The sequence below is a fragment of the Lysinibacillus pakistanensis genome, from assembly GCF_030123245.1.
GTDB classification, from domain to species: domain Bacteria; phylum Bacillota; class Bacilli; order Bacillales_A; family Planococcaceae; genus Lysinibacillus; species Lysinibacillus pakistanensis.
In genome coordinates, this window is the sequence record NZ_CP126101.1 from 3,806,035 (window position 1) to 3,821,276 (window position 15,242).

Genomic DNA, 15,242 nt, shown 5'->3' on the forward strand with positions numbered 1-15,242 from the left:
ACCTTTTGACAAAATAAAAAACGAAGGGAGTTCCCCTCGCTTTCCAATTATGTGCCACAAAATGTACGATATGGCTGTGTAGATGGTGTTGGTAATGTTGCGTATTGTAATTGCTCATTAGAATGCTCGAACGGCTTCGCAAGGGCCTTTAATAATTTGTTCATAACACTGTAGTCCCCATGCTCGACTGCAGCCTCTAAGGCTTCTTCCACACGATGGTTTCGTGGAATAATTGCTGGATTATGATTACGCATTAATTGGTGAGACATTTCCTTTGTTTGAGATTGTCTTGTTAATCGCTCAAGCCATTTACTATGCCACTCTTTAAATGCTGATGAGCTAAATAGCTGTGATTCGTCCCATCTTTCAAAGGTTAATGCGATAAATGTATTTGTATAGTCCGCTTGATATTGCTGCATAAGCTTAAGTAGCTCTTCAATAAGAAGCACGTCCTGCTCTTCTTCATTATAAATTCCAAGCTTTGCACGCATACCTGCTAGCCAGTTATCTTGATACAGTTTGGGATATTGTTGCAATGTTTCTTGAGCTAAGGTTATTGCTTCTTCTTGATTTTCATGAATTAATGGTAATAGTGTTTCAGCCAAGCGTGTTAAATTCCAGCCACCTATATTGGGCTGGTTGCCATATGCGTAACGACCTTGTCTATCAATGGAGCTGAACACTGTCGCTGGGTCATAGGTATCCATAAATGCACAGGGGCCATAATCAATCGTTTCACCACTAATAGTCATATTATCCGTGTTCATCACACCATGAATAAAGCCAACTAACTGCCATTTTGCAATAAGGGAGGCCTGCTTTCTGATTACTTCCTGTAGTAGATAAAGATAGCGATTTTGAGCCTGTTCTGCATTCGGAAAATGGCGCTCTAATGTATATTCTGCCAACATTTTTAGCTCCTCATCTGTTCCCCATTGTGCTGCAAATTGGAAGGTACCGACGCGCAAATGACTGCTTGCAATACGAGTTAGAACAGCACCCGAAAGCTCAGATTCACGGATAATAGTTTCACCTGTTATTACAACAGCCAAGCTTCGTGAAGTGGGAATACCAAGTGCATACATGGCTTCGCTAATTATATATTCACGCAGCATGGGACCAAGTGCTGCCCTACCATCTCCGCCACGAGAAAAAGGTGTTCTTCCTGAGCCTTTTAGTGCGACATCAAAACGTTTATTATTTGGGGTTATTTGCTCTCCAAGCAACAGTGCTCGACCATCCCCTAGCATATTGAAATGACCAAATTGATGACCAGCATAGGCTTGAGCAATGGGATTCCCTCCAGTTGGAACCTTATTTCCTGCAAAAATCGCAACCGCTTCCTCGCTAGATAAGGCTTCAATCGTTAAACCTAATGACGAGGCAACCGCTTCATTTAATTTGACCAGCTTAGGAGCACGTACAGGATTAAGGGCTAGTTCCGAATAAAAAATGCTAGCTAGTTGGACATAACTATTATCAAAATTCCATCCAAATATATTTTCCATGCTCTCTCCTTTATTGTCTTTTATATTTATTTTCCCTTAATCTTTAAAATCAATTCATAGTCAATTTTACCACTAAGAACTCCTTAAAGCCGACTACAAATTAAAAATCCGCTAAATAAAGCGGATTTTTACAACCATCATTATTCATTTCGCATAAATGTGTAAGAGTCTAAAAGCTGGTGATCGTCCGTAAAGAAATTAACTTTAAAAGTTGTCTGATTGATCTCCACAACGGCAAAGCTCTTCTCTCGGCGTTCACGCGGCTTTAACAGGCTCCCTGGATTTAAAAATAACATACCATCAATCATCTCTGCTCCTAGCATATGAGAATGTCCGAAGCAGACAATTTGTGCATCCACTTCTTTCGCTCGGTAGGATAATGATAGCATTGAGCTTTTCACATTAAATAGATGACCGTGGGTTGCAAAGACTTTAATATCGTCAACATCAATAACTATTTCATCTGGAAAGGCAGGATCGACGTCACAATTACCTCCTACTTTTTTCATGCCATCTAATACCTGATGGGAGAAAGGAAGCTCACTATCCCCACAATGTATCAAGGTGTCAATGTTTGGATAAAAGCCTCGAACCTTTTCAATCACACCGCTATCACCATGTGTATCGCTCATCACTAATATTTGCATAGATATCACCTCTTATTTTATAAGATTTGACAATTGTTCCTTTAACTGACGAATTGCATTTCCACGGTGAGAAATGGCAGCCTTTTCTGCTGGTGATAGCTCAGCCATCATACGGTCTAAGCTTGGTACGTAGAAGATTGGATCATAGCCAAAGCCATTTGTACCTCGTTTTTCATGGGCAATAACACCCTCACAAGTACCAAAAACTGTAGTTGTGTTAAAATTAGGACCTGCAATGGCAATACAGCAGCAGAAGCGTGCTGTACGATTTTCATCTTCAACATTCTTTAAATTTTCTAGCAGTTTGACTATATTCGCTTCATCATCATGGTCGCCTGCATACCGTGCAGAATAAACGCCTGGCTCTCCCTTTAATGCATCGACAGCTAAGCCGCTATCATCTGCAATAACGATTGTGCCGAGCTCTTTGGCTAATGCCTCTGCCTTTAAGACTGCATTTTCCTCAAATGTAGTGCCCGTTTCTTCTATTTCCATTTCTGGTGCCACTTCAAACATGGTTACCACTTCATAGCCAAGTGGACCAAATAAAGCTTCGAAATCCTTAGCTTTTCCTTTATTTTTCGTTGCTATTACTACTTGTTTCATCACTTTTATCCTCCAATTTGATCTGCCAGTTCGCCAAGTGTCTCTTTTTGTAGTGCAATTAACTCCTGTATGCCCTTTTCACCTAGTGCTAGTAGATCATTTAGCTGTGCACGAGAAAATGTTGCCTCTTCTCCTGTTCCTTGAAGCTCAACAAATTGTCCTGCTCCTGTCATCACAATATTCATATCGACGGCAGCATCAACATCTTCTATATAGTTTAAGTCTAAAATCGCCCCTTGTTCTTCGACAATTCCAACGCTTGTTGCTGCTAAATAGTCAGTCACGGGAAACTTTTCAAAAGGCTTTTCGGCACCAAATTTAGCGATTGCCTGTGTCATTGCCACAAATGCACCTGTAATAGAGGCTGTACGTGTTCCTCCGTCTGCTTGAATAACATCACAATCAATCCACACTGTTCGCTCACCAAGTGCCTCTAAGTCAACAATAGCACGTAATGCACGACCGATTAAACGTTGGATTTCCATTGTACGACCATTTACTTTGCCTCGAGATGACTCACGGGGTGTACGCTGTGCTGTTGCACGAGGTAGCATCGAATATTCTGCCGTGATCCAACCTTTGCCCTGTCCACGTAAAAATCCTGGAACCTTATCCTCAATTGTTGCTGTACAAATCACTTTTGTATTACCAACTTGAATTAAAACTGAGCCTTCAGGGTGTAATAAATACTCACTATCTATTTTTACTGGTCGCAGTGCATCTGCATTTCTTCCATCAAATCTTGTCATCATTCTTGTTCCTCCTAAAACTTTCGCACTCATCTTATCATACTTTAACCATTCAAAAAAGTGTACGGTTCTCTATGTAAGATGCTAAAAACAGCAAAAATCAGCCTAGCCCATCGCTAAGCTGATTTTTTATTTTAATGTCATACGTTTTATATCGAGAGTACCTTGTTCAAGCCAATTTTCAGCAATTGAACGGAAAATTGGTACTGATCCTGTGGCATAAAATTTATGAGTAGGCACTATAGTTGAATCAGCCAACGTGCCATTATACTCAAGCATTTCTTGAACATCCTTTGCTGTTTCCTCCGCAGAAGATAGCACGAACACATCTTCTCCGACAACAGCTTCAATTTGTTTTTGCAAAATTGGATAATGTGTACATCCTAAGATGACCGTATCAAATTGTTCATTTTTCAACGGCTTTAAGCCTTCTGCAATTAATTTATTGGCAAATCCACCTTTATATTCGCCACTCTCAACAAGTGGCACAAATGTTGGACAAGCAAGTGGAATAATATGTGTTGACGTATTGAGTGACAGTAAGGCTTCCTCATACGCCCCACTTTTAATGGTTCCTTCTGTTGCAAGCACAACGACTTCATGTCGCTTCGTTTTCTTTACAGCTGCACGTGCGCCAGCATTAATAACGCCTAGTACCGGAAAAGGCATATTTCTTTGTAAACTTTCGAGTGCTACTGCAGTCGCTGTATTACAAGCAATAACAAGCATCTTGATATTCATTTTCTCGAGTGCTTTTGCCATTTGCCAAGTGAAATTCCGTACTTCCTGTCGACTTCTCGGACCATATGGACATCTTGCTGTATCGCCAATGTAGTAAATCGTTTCATTTGGCAAACGTTTCATAATTTCCTTTGCTACGGTTAAACCGCCAACTCCTGAATCAATAACGCCTATCGGGGCATTCATACTTTCCGCCTCAATCCTGTTTCATGTGTACATGTAGTCTTTGTAGATAGCCTGATAATTGCGCGACTTCTTGTTCATTAAAACCTACAAGTTTTTCCTGCAAATACTGTTGTCTTTTTTCAATAACCTCTTGAATAATACGTTCGCCTTTCTCGAGAAGATGAACAACAACGACACGACGATCATTTTCGTCACGTACTCGTTTCACTAATTCATTTTTCTCCATTCGGTCCACTAAATCTGTTGTTGTACTAAAAGCTAAGTATAATCGGTTAGACAAGTCGCCAATTGTCATATCACCAAGTTCTTCTAACCACTGTAATGCAACAAATTGTGGCGGCGTAATCGCATATTGCGAAACAATCTCTCTTCCCTTTTGTTTCACAATGGCCGCTATATAGCGTAATTCCTTTTCAACCGTTGCAACGGTTTCAGGTGAGTGTTTTGTTACTTCATCCGACATATAACTATTTCACTCCTAAAAATACGTTGAATAGTTCTATTTTGTCGTTTTTTTCATGAAATAGCAAGTGTCCATTAGTCTAATTTAAATTCTTCTAAGCGTAACAGCTCAATTAACGCCTGAGATCGATTCGTTACACCTAGCTTTTGAATTGTATTGGAAATGTGATTTCGCACTGTTTTTTCACTAATACCAAGTTGCTCTGCTATATCCCTCGTTGTTTTTTCAGCTAATAAAAGCGCAAATATTTCACGTTCTCGATTTGTTAAAAGAGAACGATGATGAGAGCCATTCATTTTCAGTTACACCCTCCTCCCCCGCACGTATTGTAACTTATGATAAGGAGTGAGGAGCGGTGACGGCTATTTTCATGAATAATACGTGTTTCCTTAAAAATTTCGAAAATTCCTGACATAAAAGAATTTCTTGTCACAAGGATATTAATTTAGGATTTATTATCATAATATGGATAGGCTTGCTAAATGATTCCTTGCTTCTACAGACAAAGGTACACTTTTCCCAGTGCGAGGGTCCATTTGCACAACGGTACCCCGACCCGTGAAACAAACTTCATCTTTTTGATTTTTCCCCAAATAATGAATATCCAATGATGAATTTCCAACCTTCGCTACCTTTGTATAAATTTTTAATGCATCATCAAAGAAAACCTGTCTTACATAATCACATTGTAGATCCGCTACTATTGGAATTCCCTCCACATTCTCATCAATTGCAGCTGGCATTAGGATACCTAAGTGACGGAAATAATCAATTCGTGCTTGTTCAAAATATGTAAAGCTAACTGTATTGTTCATATGACCGTACATATCTGTTTCAGAAAAACGTACACGTACCTCGATATAAAAAGAAAAATCCTTTGCCCATTCCTGAAAATCTTCAATATAATTTGCTTTCATCTTACCATCCTCCTAAAATTCATTCGCTTTAAAATTTAGCGAATTGATAGATGAATATACATTCATTATAAAGGAGATTATTATATTATCATAGAAAATTCAGCTATTTGCTTGTTTTATTCACAAAATCCCTTAGCAAAAGAAATTGGAATAGAAAAATCCCCCTGACACTTTATCGTGTAGGGGGCTTTAAAGTAAAGCTTGTACAATTAGTCAACGAAGTGGTCAGAACCGAAGAAGTTACGGAACATTTGCACTGTAGTTGCACGGTTTAATGATGCAATAGATGTTGTTAAAGGAATACCTTTTGGACATGCAGCAACACAGTTTTGGGAGTTACCACAGTTTGCAAGGCCTCCATCACCCATAATCGCATTTAATCGTTGATCTTTAATCATAGCACCAGTTGGGTGAGTGTTGAATAAACGTACTTGTGATAATGGTGCTGGTCCGATGAATGAAGCTTTTTCAGACACATTTGGACAAGCTTCCATACATACACCACAAGTCATACATTTAGATAATTCATAAGCCCATTGACGTTTACCTTCTGGCATACGTGGACCTTCACCTAAATCATAAGTACCATCGATTGGCACCCATGCTTTAACTTTTTTCAGTGCGTTGAACATACGTTCACGGTCAACTTGTAAGTCACGAATAACAGGGAAAGTTTTCATAGGCTCTAGTTTAATAGGCTCAGTCAATTGATCAACAAGCGTTGAACAAGATTGACGTGGGCGACCATTAATAACCATTGAACATGCACCACAAACTTCTTCTAAACAGTTCATATCCCATGCTACCGGTGAAGTATTTTCACCATTTTCAGTAACAGGATTTTTTTGAATTTCCATTAAAATTGAAATTACGTTCATACCATGACGGTAAGGCACTTGGAATTTTTGCCAGTAGCTATTGCCGCCTTTAGTATCTTGACGTAAAATTTCCACTTTGACCATTCTTCCAGTATTTGCTGCGATTTGCATAACTTTTAGTCTCCTTTCGCAGAGTAGTCGCGTTTACGTGGTGGAATTAAAGAAACGTCGACTTCTTGGTACGTGATGATAGGATTACCAGTAGTTGGATCAAACTTCGCCATTGTTGTTTTTAAGAAGTTTTCATCATCACGGTTCGGGAAATCTGGTTTATAGTGAGCACCACGTGATTCATTACGCAATAATGCACCCTGTGTCATTACTTTCGCAAGAATTAACATATTTTTAAGCTGACGTGTAAAGTGCGCACCTTGGTTGCTCCATTTTTGTGTATCATTGATGTTGATGTTATTCCAACGCTCAGAAAGATCATCTAATTTTTTCAATGTATCTTGAAGTTGGTCGTTATAACGTACTACTGTCATCGTAGCAGTCATCATCTCACCAAGCTCTTTATGAAGCAAGTAAGCGTTTTCTGTGCCGTCCATCTTCATGATAGCGTCCCATTTAGCTTGTTCTTCTTTTACGCGAGCATCGTAAAGCTCTTGTGGAAGATCTTCAGCATGCTTTTTAAGATGTTTTACATAATCTACTGCGTTTGGTCCTGCAACCATACCACCGTAGATAGCAGATAATAATGAGTTTGCACCAAGACGGTTTGCACCATGTTGTGAGTAATCACATTCACCTGCTGCAAATAGACCAGGTATTTCAGTCATTTGGTTGTAGTCAACCCATAATCCACCCATTGAGTAGTGAACTGCTGGGAAAATTTTCATAGGTAATTTACGTGGGTCATCTCCAACGAATTTTTCGTAGATTTCGATGATACCACCAAGCTTAACGTCCAATTCATGCGGATCTTTATGAGAAAGATCTAGGTAAACCATGTTTTCACCATTGATACCAAGTTTTTGGTTTACACAAACGTCGAAAATTTCACGTGTTGCAATATCACGTGGTACTAAGTTACCATAAGCTGGGTATTTTTCTTCTAGGAAGTACCAAGGTTTACCGTCTTTATAAGTCCAAATACGTCCACCTTCACCACGAGCCGATTCTGACATTAAACGGTTTTTGTCATCTCCAGGAATCGCTGTAGGGTGAATTTGAATGAATTCCCCATTCGCATAAGAAGCACCTTGTTGGTAAACGATAGAAGCAGCAGAGCCTGTATTAATAACAGAGTTTGTTGTTTTACCGAAGATAATACCAGGACCACCAGTCGCCATAATAACAGCGTCTGCACGGTATGATTTAATTTCTTCAGTACGCATATCTTGTGCTACAATACCACGACAAACGCCATCTTCGTCAATAATGACACCAAGGAATTCCCAGTGCTCATATTTATTAACTAAACCAGCTACTTCGTGTGAACGAACTTGCTCATCTAGTGCATATAGTAATTGTTGACCAGTTGTTGCACCTGAGAATGCTGTACGGTGCATTAATGTACCACCAAAACGACGGAAATCAAGAAGTCCTTCAGGTGTACGGTTGAACATAACACCCATACGGTCCATTAAGTGAATAATACCAGGAGCCGCATCACACATACCCTTAACTGGTGGTTGGTTAGCTAAGAAGTCCCCACCATATACTGTATCATCAAAGTGAATCCAAGGAGAATCCCCTTCACCTTTTGTATTTACCGCACCATTAATTCCGCCTTGCGCACATACAGAGTGTGAGCGTTTTACAGGAACTAATGAGAATAAATCAACTTCAGTACCAACTTCAGCTGCTTTAATCGTTGCCATCAGACCAGCAAGACCGCCGCCGACAACAATTATTTTGCTTTTCGCCATGATTATTTCTCACTCCTCTTAAAAAATTGCAATGATTGCATGTGCTCTATAGTAGCTTCTATTAAATTAAACGAAAGCTAAAATAGCAGCCACACCAACTACACTTAGAATTACGAAAAGAATGTTTGTTACATAAGTAGCAATCTTTTGAGACTGAGGAGATTGTACAACACCCCAGCTTACTAGGAATGCCCATAGACCGTTTGATAAGTGGAAAGTTGCTGATAAAATACCAACGATGTAGAATCCAAGCATGATTGGATTAGCAACGATATTCGCCATCATATCGTAATCAACGTGTGTACCAAGCGCTTTTTGAATACGAGTTTGGAAAATATGCCATGCAATGAAAATCACTAAGAATACACCTGTAAAACGTTGTAATGAGAACATCCAGTTACGGTATGTGCTGAAACGTCCTGTATTTGGTGTAGCAGTGAATGCAATGTAAACACCATAAAATGCGTGGAACATTAATGGAATATAGATGACAATCCATTCAACTAGGATAAGGAATGGAATCTTTTCCATTACTGCGGTAGCATCGTTGTAACTTTCTGCTCCGCCTGTTGCTGTAAAGTTAATGAACAGGTGCATCGTTAAGAACAGACCTACTGGAATGATCCCAAGTAGAGAATGTAAGCGACGCCATAAAAACTCTCGATCTTTCGACAAGACTGTTACCCCCCTTAGTACTTAAAATAGCACAACAAAAGAAGTCATCATTTTGTAAATGATACTTCATTGACTGTGTATTTCATCATGGTACAATATTATGACATGTTTATTGTACTCTCAAGAGCTACGAGCGTCAAGGTAACTTAGAGTTTTTCATAGTCCTCATTAAAGAACTAATCTAGTACATGATGCATCATTTTTTCTCGAAAAAACTATCTTTACTTTATCAGCGTTAAATTTTAAGAAAATTCTAAGAAAGAAGGATTTCAATGTTAAACCCTCCATATCCTACTATCTCATCATTTGGCTATGAGATTATCCGTGATCATATTTTATCTTCAATTCTTGGTAAACACGAGGAGGATGTACTTTACTGGGCCGGAAAAGAGCTGGCTCGGAAGTTTCCTTGTAAAAGTCAAGAAGAACTTATCGCATTTTTCGCAGATGCCTGTTGGGGTACCCTTGAATTGATTAAAGAAACAAAAGATGGACGTATATTCCAGTTGACAAACGACCCTGAGCTGCTATTAGTTGGGCACCGTTGCTTTAGATTGGAAGCCGGTTTTATAGCAGAGCAAATTCAGCAAGCAAAAGGCTATTTAACAGAGTGCTACGATGAAAAACAAGTTAAACAGGAGCATGTGATGTTCACTGTGAAGTGGGATGTTAAAGAAAGAATTATGAATACTATACCAACAGAGTAAGAAAAAGGATTGCATCCCTCTCTTTATTTATGGGATGACAATCCTTTTTCTAGTTGCGCATGTCTTTCTTTTAACAGTATATCTATTAATGCAATAAAGGCCTCCAATATATTAAGCGAGTGTTGAATCATTTCCTCTAAGTTACTAATTGATAGTTCATTGACTAATTTTTGTGCAGCAGTATGTACGAATTCATGCGGTTGCTCTATTTGACGGTACTCTGATAAGGAATGATACTGCTCAAGATGTCCATAATACCATTGTCCAAAGGCACATTGATGATGTGTTTTTAAAATATCCTTTTTTCCTGCCCTTTGAATTGTATTTCGCAAAAACCTTGCATGATCCATTAATCTTGCTGCTAGCTGACTTATGACGGTTTGCTCTGAAGGTTTGCGGATGGTCGGTACAATAGCTTTTAGCATTTCAGTGACTTGATTTTGAATTGTCTCGGAGAAATCACTAGTATGTGATAATTCTGTTGTCGTGATAGCCAATCGATCAATCGCTACTACATTTTCCTCAGACGCAACTGTTATTTGGTGAACGCCATGTGCCGCCTCTTCAATACTTTTGCTTGTAATAGACAGATTCGTAATATTGTCTTTCATGTTGCTTAAGAAATTTGTGAAATAGTATTCAACCTGTTCGATATTGGTTATAGTATGATGTAATTTCTCATCGATGACTGATCGAATTGTTGTCATTTCTTTTAAGGAACCTTTGGAGCTATTGGCTAACTTCCCTACCTCCATAGCCACAACATTAAAGCCTTTTCCATGCTCACCTGCACGCGCAGCTTCAATTGAGGCATTTAACGCAAGTAGCTGTGTTTGATCAGCAATCGCTGTTACACTTTTGCCAATGTTATTCATTCTATTCATTTCATCCTTCAGTTGCTCTGTTGAATGAGCTCCCTGGATTAACAACCCTTGAACAATTTCACCTTTTGTAATTGATGACTCCATCTCTTTCACTAATTGGATAGAATGCTGTTTGATTTCTTGAATGTTTGCATTCATATTTTGCTCTACAGCTAATATTTCTTCTGTGTTTGATGACATTTCTTCACTCATTGCTGAAATATCCCCTACACTTGTTGACACTCCCTGTACCTTTAAAGCAGTTTGAAAATTAATTAATTCCATATGTGCTAGTACAAATTCTAATATTGCATTTTTCACATCAATACTTTCCTGTGCAAGTTCCAATTCTAGAATTCGTTTTTTCAGTAATTGTATTTCAGAATCATTGCATTGTTTTATACCTTCATCAATTGGTTTTTGAAATAGACCAAATAATGCCATTCAATACTCACCTCTTCCTTGCCAAAACATGTAATCTTTCTCTATTATATAACAATCAATTTCGATAAAACATTAAATTGAAGTAAACGTCCCATATATAAAAAGGAGGTGGCTATTGGCACATCCTTTCATAGTGTTGAAAAACTAAATGGTCAAGGGACTCTTTGTGAATATTTAGTCAAAATGGAGGTGATTTCCGTTCCAGGCTACTCGCTTTCCTGTGGGCGAGCGACGAGCCGCTTCCTGCGCTGACGCTCCGTGCAGGGTCTCGTCTGTATCGCTATCCCACGGGAGTCGAGTAGCCTTACACTCCAATCTGCAATAGTGTAGAACTTTAAATATTTTCTTCCTTCAATCGTAAAGTAAAAGCATATTACTCACCATCAATCGAGTAGGAGGGGGTGACTAACCCCCGACCTCTCTCACCACCGTACGTACGGACCCGTATACGGCGGTTCAATTAAGATGAATAACGCAAGATTTCATAACGAGCTTGCAGACTTTTGAGCCCTTGGTTACTCCAATAAGAGTTACCAAGGGTTCTGTGTAATATTGGACTTTTCGAAATACGCCAGTAACTCTTGCGAGTATTGCCCCATTCGTAAGCCTTCCAGTCTGGAACTCCTAAGCGAATGAGGTTGCGCACTTTCGTACGAGGCTTCTTCCAATTCTTCCATAAACACATGCGAAGTCTTCTTCTAATCCATCCATCCAGTGATTCAAATACTGATTTCGTATCCGCTAATGCAAAGTAGCCACACCACCCAATTAAGTATTGATTCAATTGTTGAATTCGGTACTCCATTGGAAATGGCTTCTTTCTAGCTGTTAATTCCCGAATTTTATTCTTCATTCGCTTTATGCTCTCTTTCGCAATTCGAACTTGTGGTTCTTTGCGGGAGGTAAAGCTAAATCCTAGGAATTTACGTTGCCAAGGACGAGCCACTGCGGATTTCTTCTCATTTACTTTCAATCGTAGCGTCTTCTCAATAAAGGTTTTGATACTTGCCATCACTCGTTCTCCTGCTCGTTTTGTTTTCACATAAATATTGCAGTCATCGGCGTAACGGACAAATTTATGACCACGTTTCTCTATCTCTTTGTCTAATTCATCCAGGACAATGTTTGAGAGGAGTGGACTCAGTGGACCCCCTTGGGGTGTTCCTTCATCTGTATCATAAACGACACCATTTATCATGACACCCGATTGTAAGTATCTACGAATCAGCTTGAGTAGAGGTTTATCAGAAATTTTCTTCGCTAATGTACTCATTAGACGGTCGTGGTTTACTTTGTCGAAGAATTTCTCTAAGTCCATATCTATTACCCAGCGGTATCCTTCTTTTATATAGCCTTTGGCTTCTCGGATTGCATCGTGAGCACTTCGTTTTGGTCGAAATCCGTAACTATGATTCGAGAAGTTCAGGTCGTATAGGTTGGATAGCACTTGGGCAATCGCCTGTTGAATGAGTCGGTCTGTCACGGTTGGGATTCCTAATAGTCGCACACCGCCGTCAGGTTTCGGGATTTCGATTCTGCGGACTGGTTGTGGTTGGTAGGTTCCCTCAAGAATTTGCTTCTTAATCGTTAGCCAGTTTTCGACTACATGCTGTCGTAGGAATTTTACGGGCATTTTGTCTACTCCATGACTCCCTTTGTTTCGTTCCACCCGTTTGAGTGCGAGAAGCAGATTCTCCCGTGATAATATTTGATTCATTAACATCTCGTTCGATTCCTCCGTGAATAGCTTGTCTTTTTATAACAGTTTCTACTGCACCCGCTCAATGTCCCTCATGGGATTCACCATTACCTCCATTAAGTCGGTCCTTTTGGATTTTCTGTGTTTATCATAGAAAACTGCATGCCAAGGGCTATTTTCTCCGAATTGTTCGGTCCTTCCCCTTCATTCTAGAAGTGAATGGTACTATGACCTCTGCTGACTTCTGATGGTTCAGCTACCTATCGCTAAGTAGGTTACAAAGTGTACTTTGCGTTTCCATCAGACCTCCCCGGGTAAGCGCATGCACTTTCACACCATCTATCCGCCTCATTTACTCGATATGACCTTCGACAGAAAGGACTTTGTGTTGTTAAGCACACTCATCCAATCATACCTAGCCTTCTATGAGATTCGTGTTCCTCGGACCGGTGTTTTGCCTCCAGCTTCCTTCAGATTCCGCGTCGCCACGGACACCCTTGCTCTTGGCTAACCTCTACTTCTGTCTTCGGGGTTCGGGACTTGCACCCTATAGTTCATACGCATGCCGGGCGCACTTAAATGGATAGAATAGTAGTACAATTCTATAGCTGTCAACCTACATTTTGTGCATAAAAATACTTTATAACTAAACATAAAGCCTCTTACTGCTGTCGTACTGCTTTCGCATAGAAAAATGTTATCAGCTTCATTTTTTACGAAAAATAGTGATGGTTAAGACTTAAATTTATCACTATACATTTATGTGAAATGCCAGCGAAAATACTATGAGCAGTGGTTGATTGGAGTGTAGACTGAGTGATTCCTCGGGGATTCAGCGTCACAGATGAGACCCTGGTACGCGAGTGAAGCGGCTCATCGGACGCCCCCAGGAAAGCACTCAGTCAGAACGGAAATCAACCCCTCGTCTTGAAAAAGGGTTATACTTTTTAATTTGTCACCTTGATTTCATTGACATAATAGTATTTCAACAACATGAAAGGATGTGGCTATTGGCACATCCTTTCATTCTTACATATAAAGTGCTTGCTCTAAATTAAATTCATCATGTAAAGCATTAGCTGCATGAATCATGTCATCTTGAGGCACTACAACAGACACTTTGATTTCAGATGTACTAACCATCTTAACAGGGATGCCTTCATGTCGTAAACGATCAAACATTCGTGCAGCAACGCCTGGATTAGATGCCATTCCTGAACCAATAATAGATACCTTTGCCAAGCCAACTTCAAAATCAGCAAAGCTAAACCCAAGCGACAATTTACTTTCTTCTAGAACACGTAATGCTTCTGCAAACTCTTCTTTCAAAATCGTAAATGATACAGTCGGTTTAAGACCGTCAATGATCGCTTGCACGATGATATCTACGTTAATGCGATGATTTGCAAGTACCGTAAAGATATCTGCCAACGAAGCATCCGAATAAGCATCATACCCTACCGTTAAACGAATAACATCTGATTCATAGGCAACACCACGTACAATTAAATTTTTTTCCATCTCAACTTCCTCCTTCAATAAAGTACCTACTGTATCTATTTCATTTGATCGAATAATAACTGGTATTTGAAACTTCTTTGCTAATTCTACAGCTCGTGGATGTAAGATATGTGTACCTAAATTCGATAACTCTAGCATCTCATTATAGGAAATTTCCTTTAATTTTTGTGCACCGTTCACATGGTTTGGATCAGCAGTATAAACGCCATCCACGTTCGTATAAATATCCACACGCTCCGCATCCAGTGCTGCTGCAATGGCCACAGCCGCCGTCTCTGCTCCACCTTTACCAAGAGTCGTAATATTTTGTAAATGATCAATACCCTGCTCCCCAGCAACTACGACAATTTGCTTCTGTGCCAAATGCTCTTCTAGTCGACTTACATCTATATAATCAATGCGTGCGTTAACATACATTGCATCTGTTTGAACACCTGCCTGCCAGCCTGTTAATGACACTGCATTATAGCCTTCTTCCTGCAAGGCAATGGCCACTAAGGCACTTGATAGTTGTGAGCTCGTTGAACGTAGCACATCTAATTCACGCTTAGACGCTTCATCAGATAAATCCTGTGCCATTTTTGTTAATTCATTTGCTGAGCTTATCATTGCTGCAGTGACAATAACTACATCATGACCTTTTTCTTTTTCATGAATTGCCTTTTTCGCAATCTTAAAAATATGTGCTGATGATGCTAATGTAGCACCGCCAAATTTCATTACAATTCTTGCCATCCTGAATCTTCTCCTTTTCATCATCACTAATT

Annotated in this window: 15 protein-coding genes; 1 reads left to right on the top strand and 14 read right to left on the bottom strand. The window is 39.6% G+C overall.

All coding sequences use genetic code 11. The annotated features are described in order from the left end of the window. Window positions 1-47: 47 nt before the first annotated feature. The 11 genes from QNH24_RS19025 to QNH24_RS19075 form a co-directional block, all read right to left on the bottom strand. Window positions 48-1,508 carry a protein adenylyltransferase SelO gene (locus QNH24_RS19025; protein WP_283869077.1) on the bottom strand — a complete coding sequence of 487 codons (1,461 nt, stop codon included), beginning with the start codon at window positions 1,506-1,508 and terminating at the stop codon, window positions 48-50. Window positions 1,509-1,648: 140 nt separating this feature from the next. Continuing rightward, complete coding sequence (locus tag QNH24_RS19030) at window positions 1,649-2,155, bottom strand: metallophosphoesterase (protein ID WP_283869078.1); 507 nt, start codon at window positions 2,153-2,155, stop codon at window positions 1,649-1,651. Between the two features lie 12 nt (window positions 2,156-2,167). Beyond that, on the bottom strand, window positions 2,168-2,761 hold the full coding sequence (locus tag QNH24_RS19035; RefSeq protein ID WP_283869079.1) for an XTP/dITP diphosphatase: 594 nt from the start codon (window positions 2,759-2,761) through the stop codon (window positions 2,168-2,170). A 5-nt stretch (window positions 2,762-2,766) separates the two neighbouring features. After that, window positions 2,767-3,510 carry a ribonuclease PH gene (rph, locus tag QNH24_RS19040; protein WP_283872893.1) on the bottom strand — a complete coding sequence of 248 codons (744 nt, stop codon included), beginning with the start codon at window positions 3,508-3,510 and terminating at the stop codon, window positions 2,767-2,769. Window positions 3,511-3,639: 129 nt separating this feature from the next. After that, complete coding sequence (gene racE / locus QNH24_RS19045) at window positions 3,640-4,437, bottom strand: glutamate racemase (protein WP_283869080.1); 798 nt, start codon at window positions 4,435-4,437, stop codon at window positions 3,640-3,642. A 10-nt stretch (window positions 4,438-4,447) separates the two neighbouring features. Further along, window positions 4,448-4,900: a MarR family winged helix-turn-helix transcriptional regulator gene (locus tag QNH24_RS19050; RefSeq protein ID WP_283869081.1), complete on the bottom strand. Its 453-nt coding sequence runs from the start codon at window positions 4,898-4,900 to the stop codon at window positions 4,448-4,450. A 74-nt stretch (window positions 4,901-4,974) separates the two neighbouring features. After that, entirely contained in the window at window positions 4,975-5,196 is a 222-nt protein-coding gene (locus QNH24_RS19055; protein WP_004226437.1) for a helix-turn-helix domain-containing protein, read from the bottom strand. A gap of 162 nt (window positions 5,197-5,358) precedes the next feature. Then, window positions 5,359-5,817 carry an acyl-CoA thioesterase gene (locus QNH24_RS19060; RefSeq protein ID WP_283869082.1) on the bottom strand — a complete coding sequence of 153 codons (459 nt, stop codon included), beginning with the start codon at window positions 5,815-5,817 and terminating at the stop codon, window positions 5,359-5,361. 209 nt (window positions 5,818-6,026) lie between these two features. Continuing rightward, complete coding sequence (sdhB, locus tag QNH24_RS19065) at window positions 6,027-6,806, bottom strand: succinate dehydrogenase iron-sulfur subunit (RefSeq protein ID WP_283869083.1); 780 nt, start codon at window positions 6,804-6,806, stop codon at window positions 6,027-6,029. Window positions 6,807-6,811: 5 nt separating this feature from the next. Next, on the bottom strand, window positions 6,812-8,566 hold the full coding sequence (gene sdhA / locus QNH24_RS19070) for a succinate dehydrogenase flavoprotein subunit (protein ID WP_283869084.1): 1,755 nt from the start codon (window positions 8,564-8,566) through the stop codon (window positions 6,812-6,814). A gap of 66 nt (window positions 8,567-8,632) precedes the next feature. After that, window positions 8,633-9,241 (bottom strand): succinate dehydrogenase cytochrome b558 subunit, encoded by a 609-nt coding sequence (locus tag QNH24_RS19075; RefSeq protein WP_054770928.1) that lies wholly within the window; start codon window positions 9,239-9,241, stop codon window positions 8,633-8,635. Between the two features lie 272 nt (window positions 9,242-9,513). Between QNH24_RS19075 and QNH24_RS19080 the strand changes: the two genes are divergently transcribed. Then, the gene (locus QNH24_RS19080; protein ID WP_054770927.1) at window positions 9,514-9,948 is read left to right on the top strand and encodes a YslB family protein; all 435 of its coding nucleotides are present in this window, start codon (window positions 9,514-9,516) and stop codon (window positions 9,946-9,948) included. A gap of 23 nt (window positions 9,949-9,971) precedes the next feature. Here the strand turns inward: QNH24_RS19080 and QNH24_RS19085 are convergent, their stop codons facing one another. The 3 genes from QNH24_RS19085 to QNH24_RS19095 all read right to left on the bottom strand — a co-directional run bounded on the left by QNH24_RS19085 (window position 9,972) and on the right by QNH24_RS19095 (window position 15,210). After that, entirely contained in the window at window positions 9,972-11,255 is a 1,284-nt protein-coding gene (locus QNH24_RS19085) for a methyl-accepting chemotaxis protein (protein WP_283869085.1), read from the bottom strand. A 460-nt stretch (window positions 11,256-11,715) separates the two neighbouring features. Next, window positions 11,716-12,978, bottom strand: coding sequence for a group II intron reverse transcriptase/maturase (gene ltrA / locus QNH24_RS19090; RefSeq protein ID WP_283869086.1), 1,263 nt, complete (start codon window positions 12,976-12,978; stop codon window positions 11,716-11,718). A gap of 1,005 nt (window positions 12,979-13,983) precedes the next feature. Further along, entirely contained in the window at window positions 13,984-15,210 is a 1,227-nt protein-coding gene (locus tag QNH24_RS19095; RefSeq protein WP_283869087.1) for an aspartate kinase, read from the bottom strand. Between the last annotated feature and the right edge of the window lie 32 nt (window positions 15,211-15,242).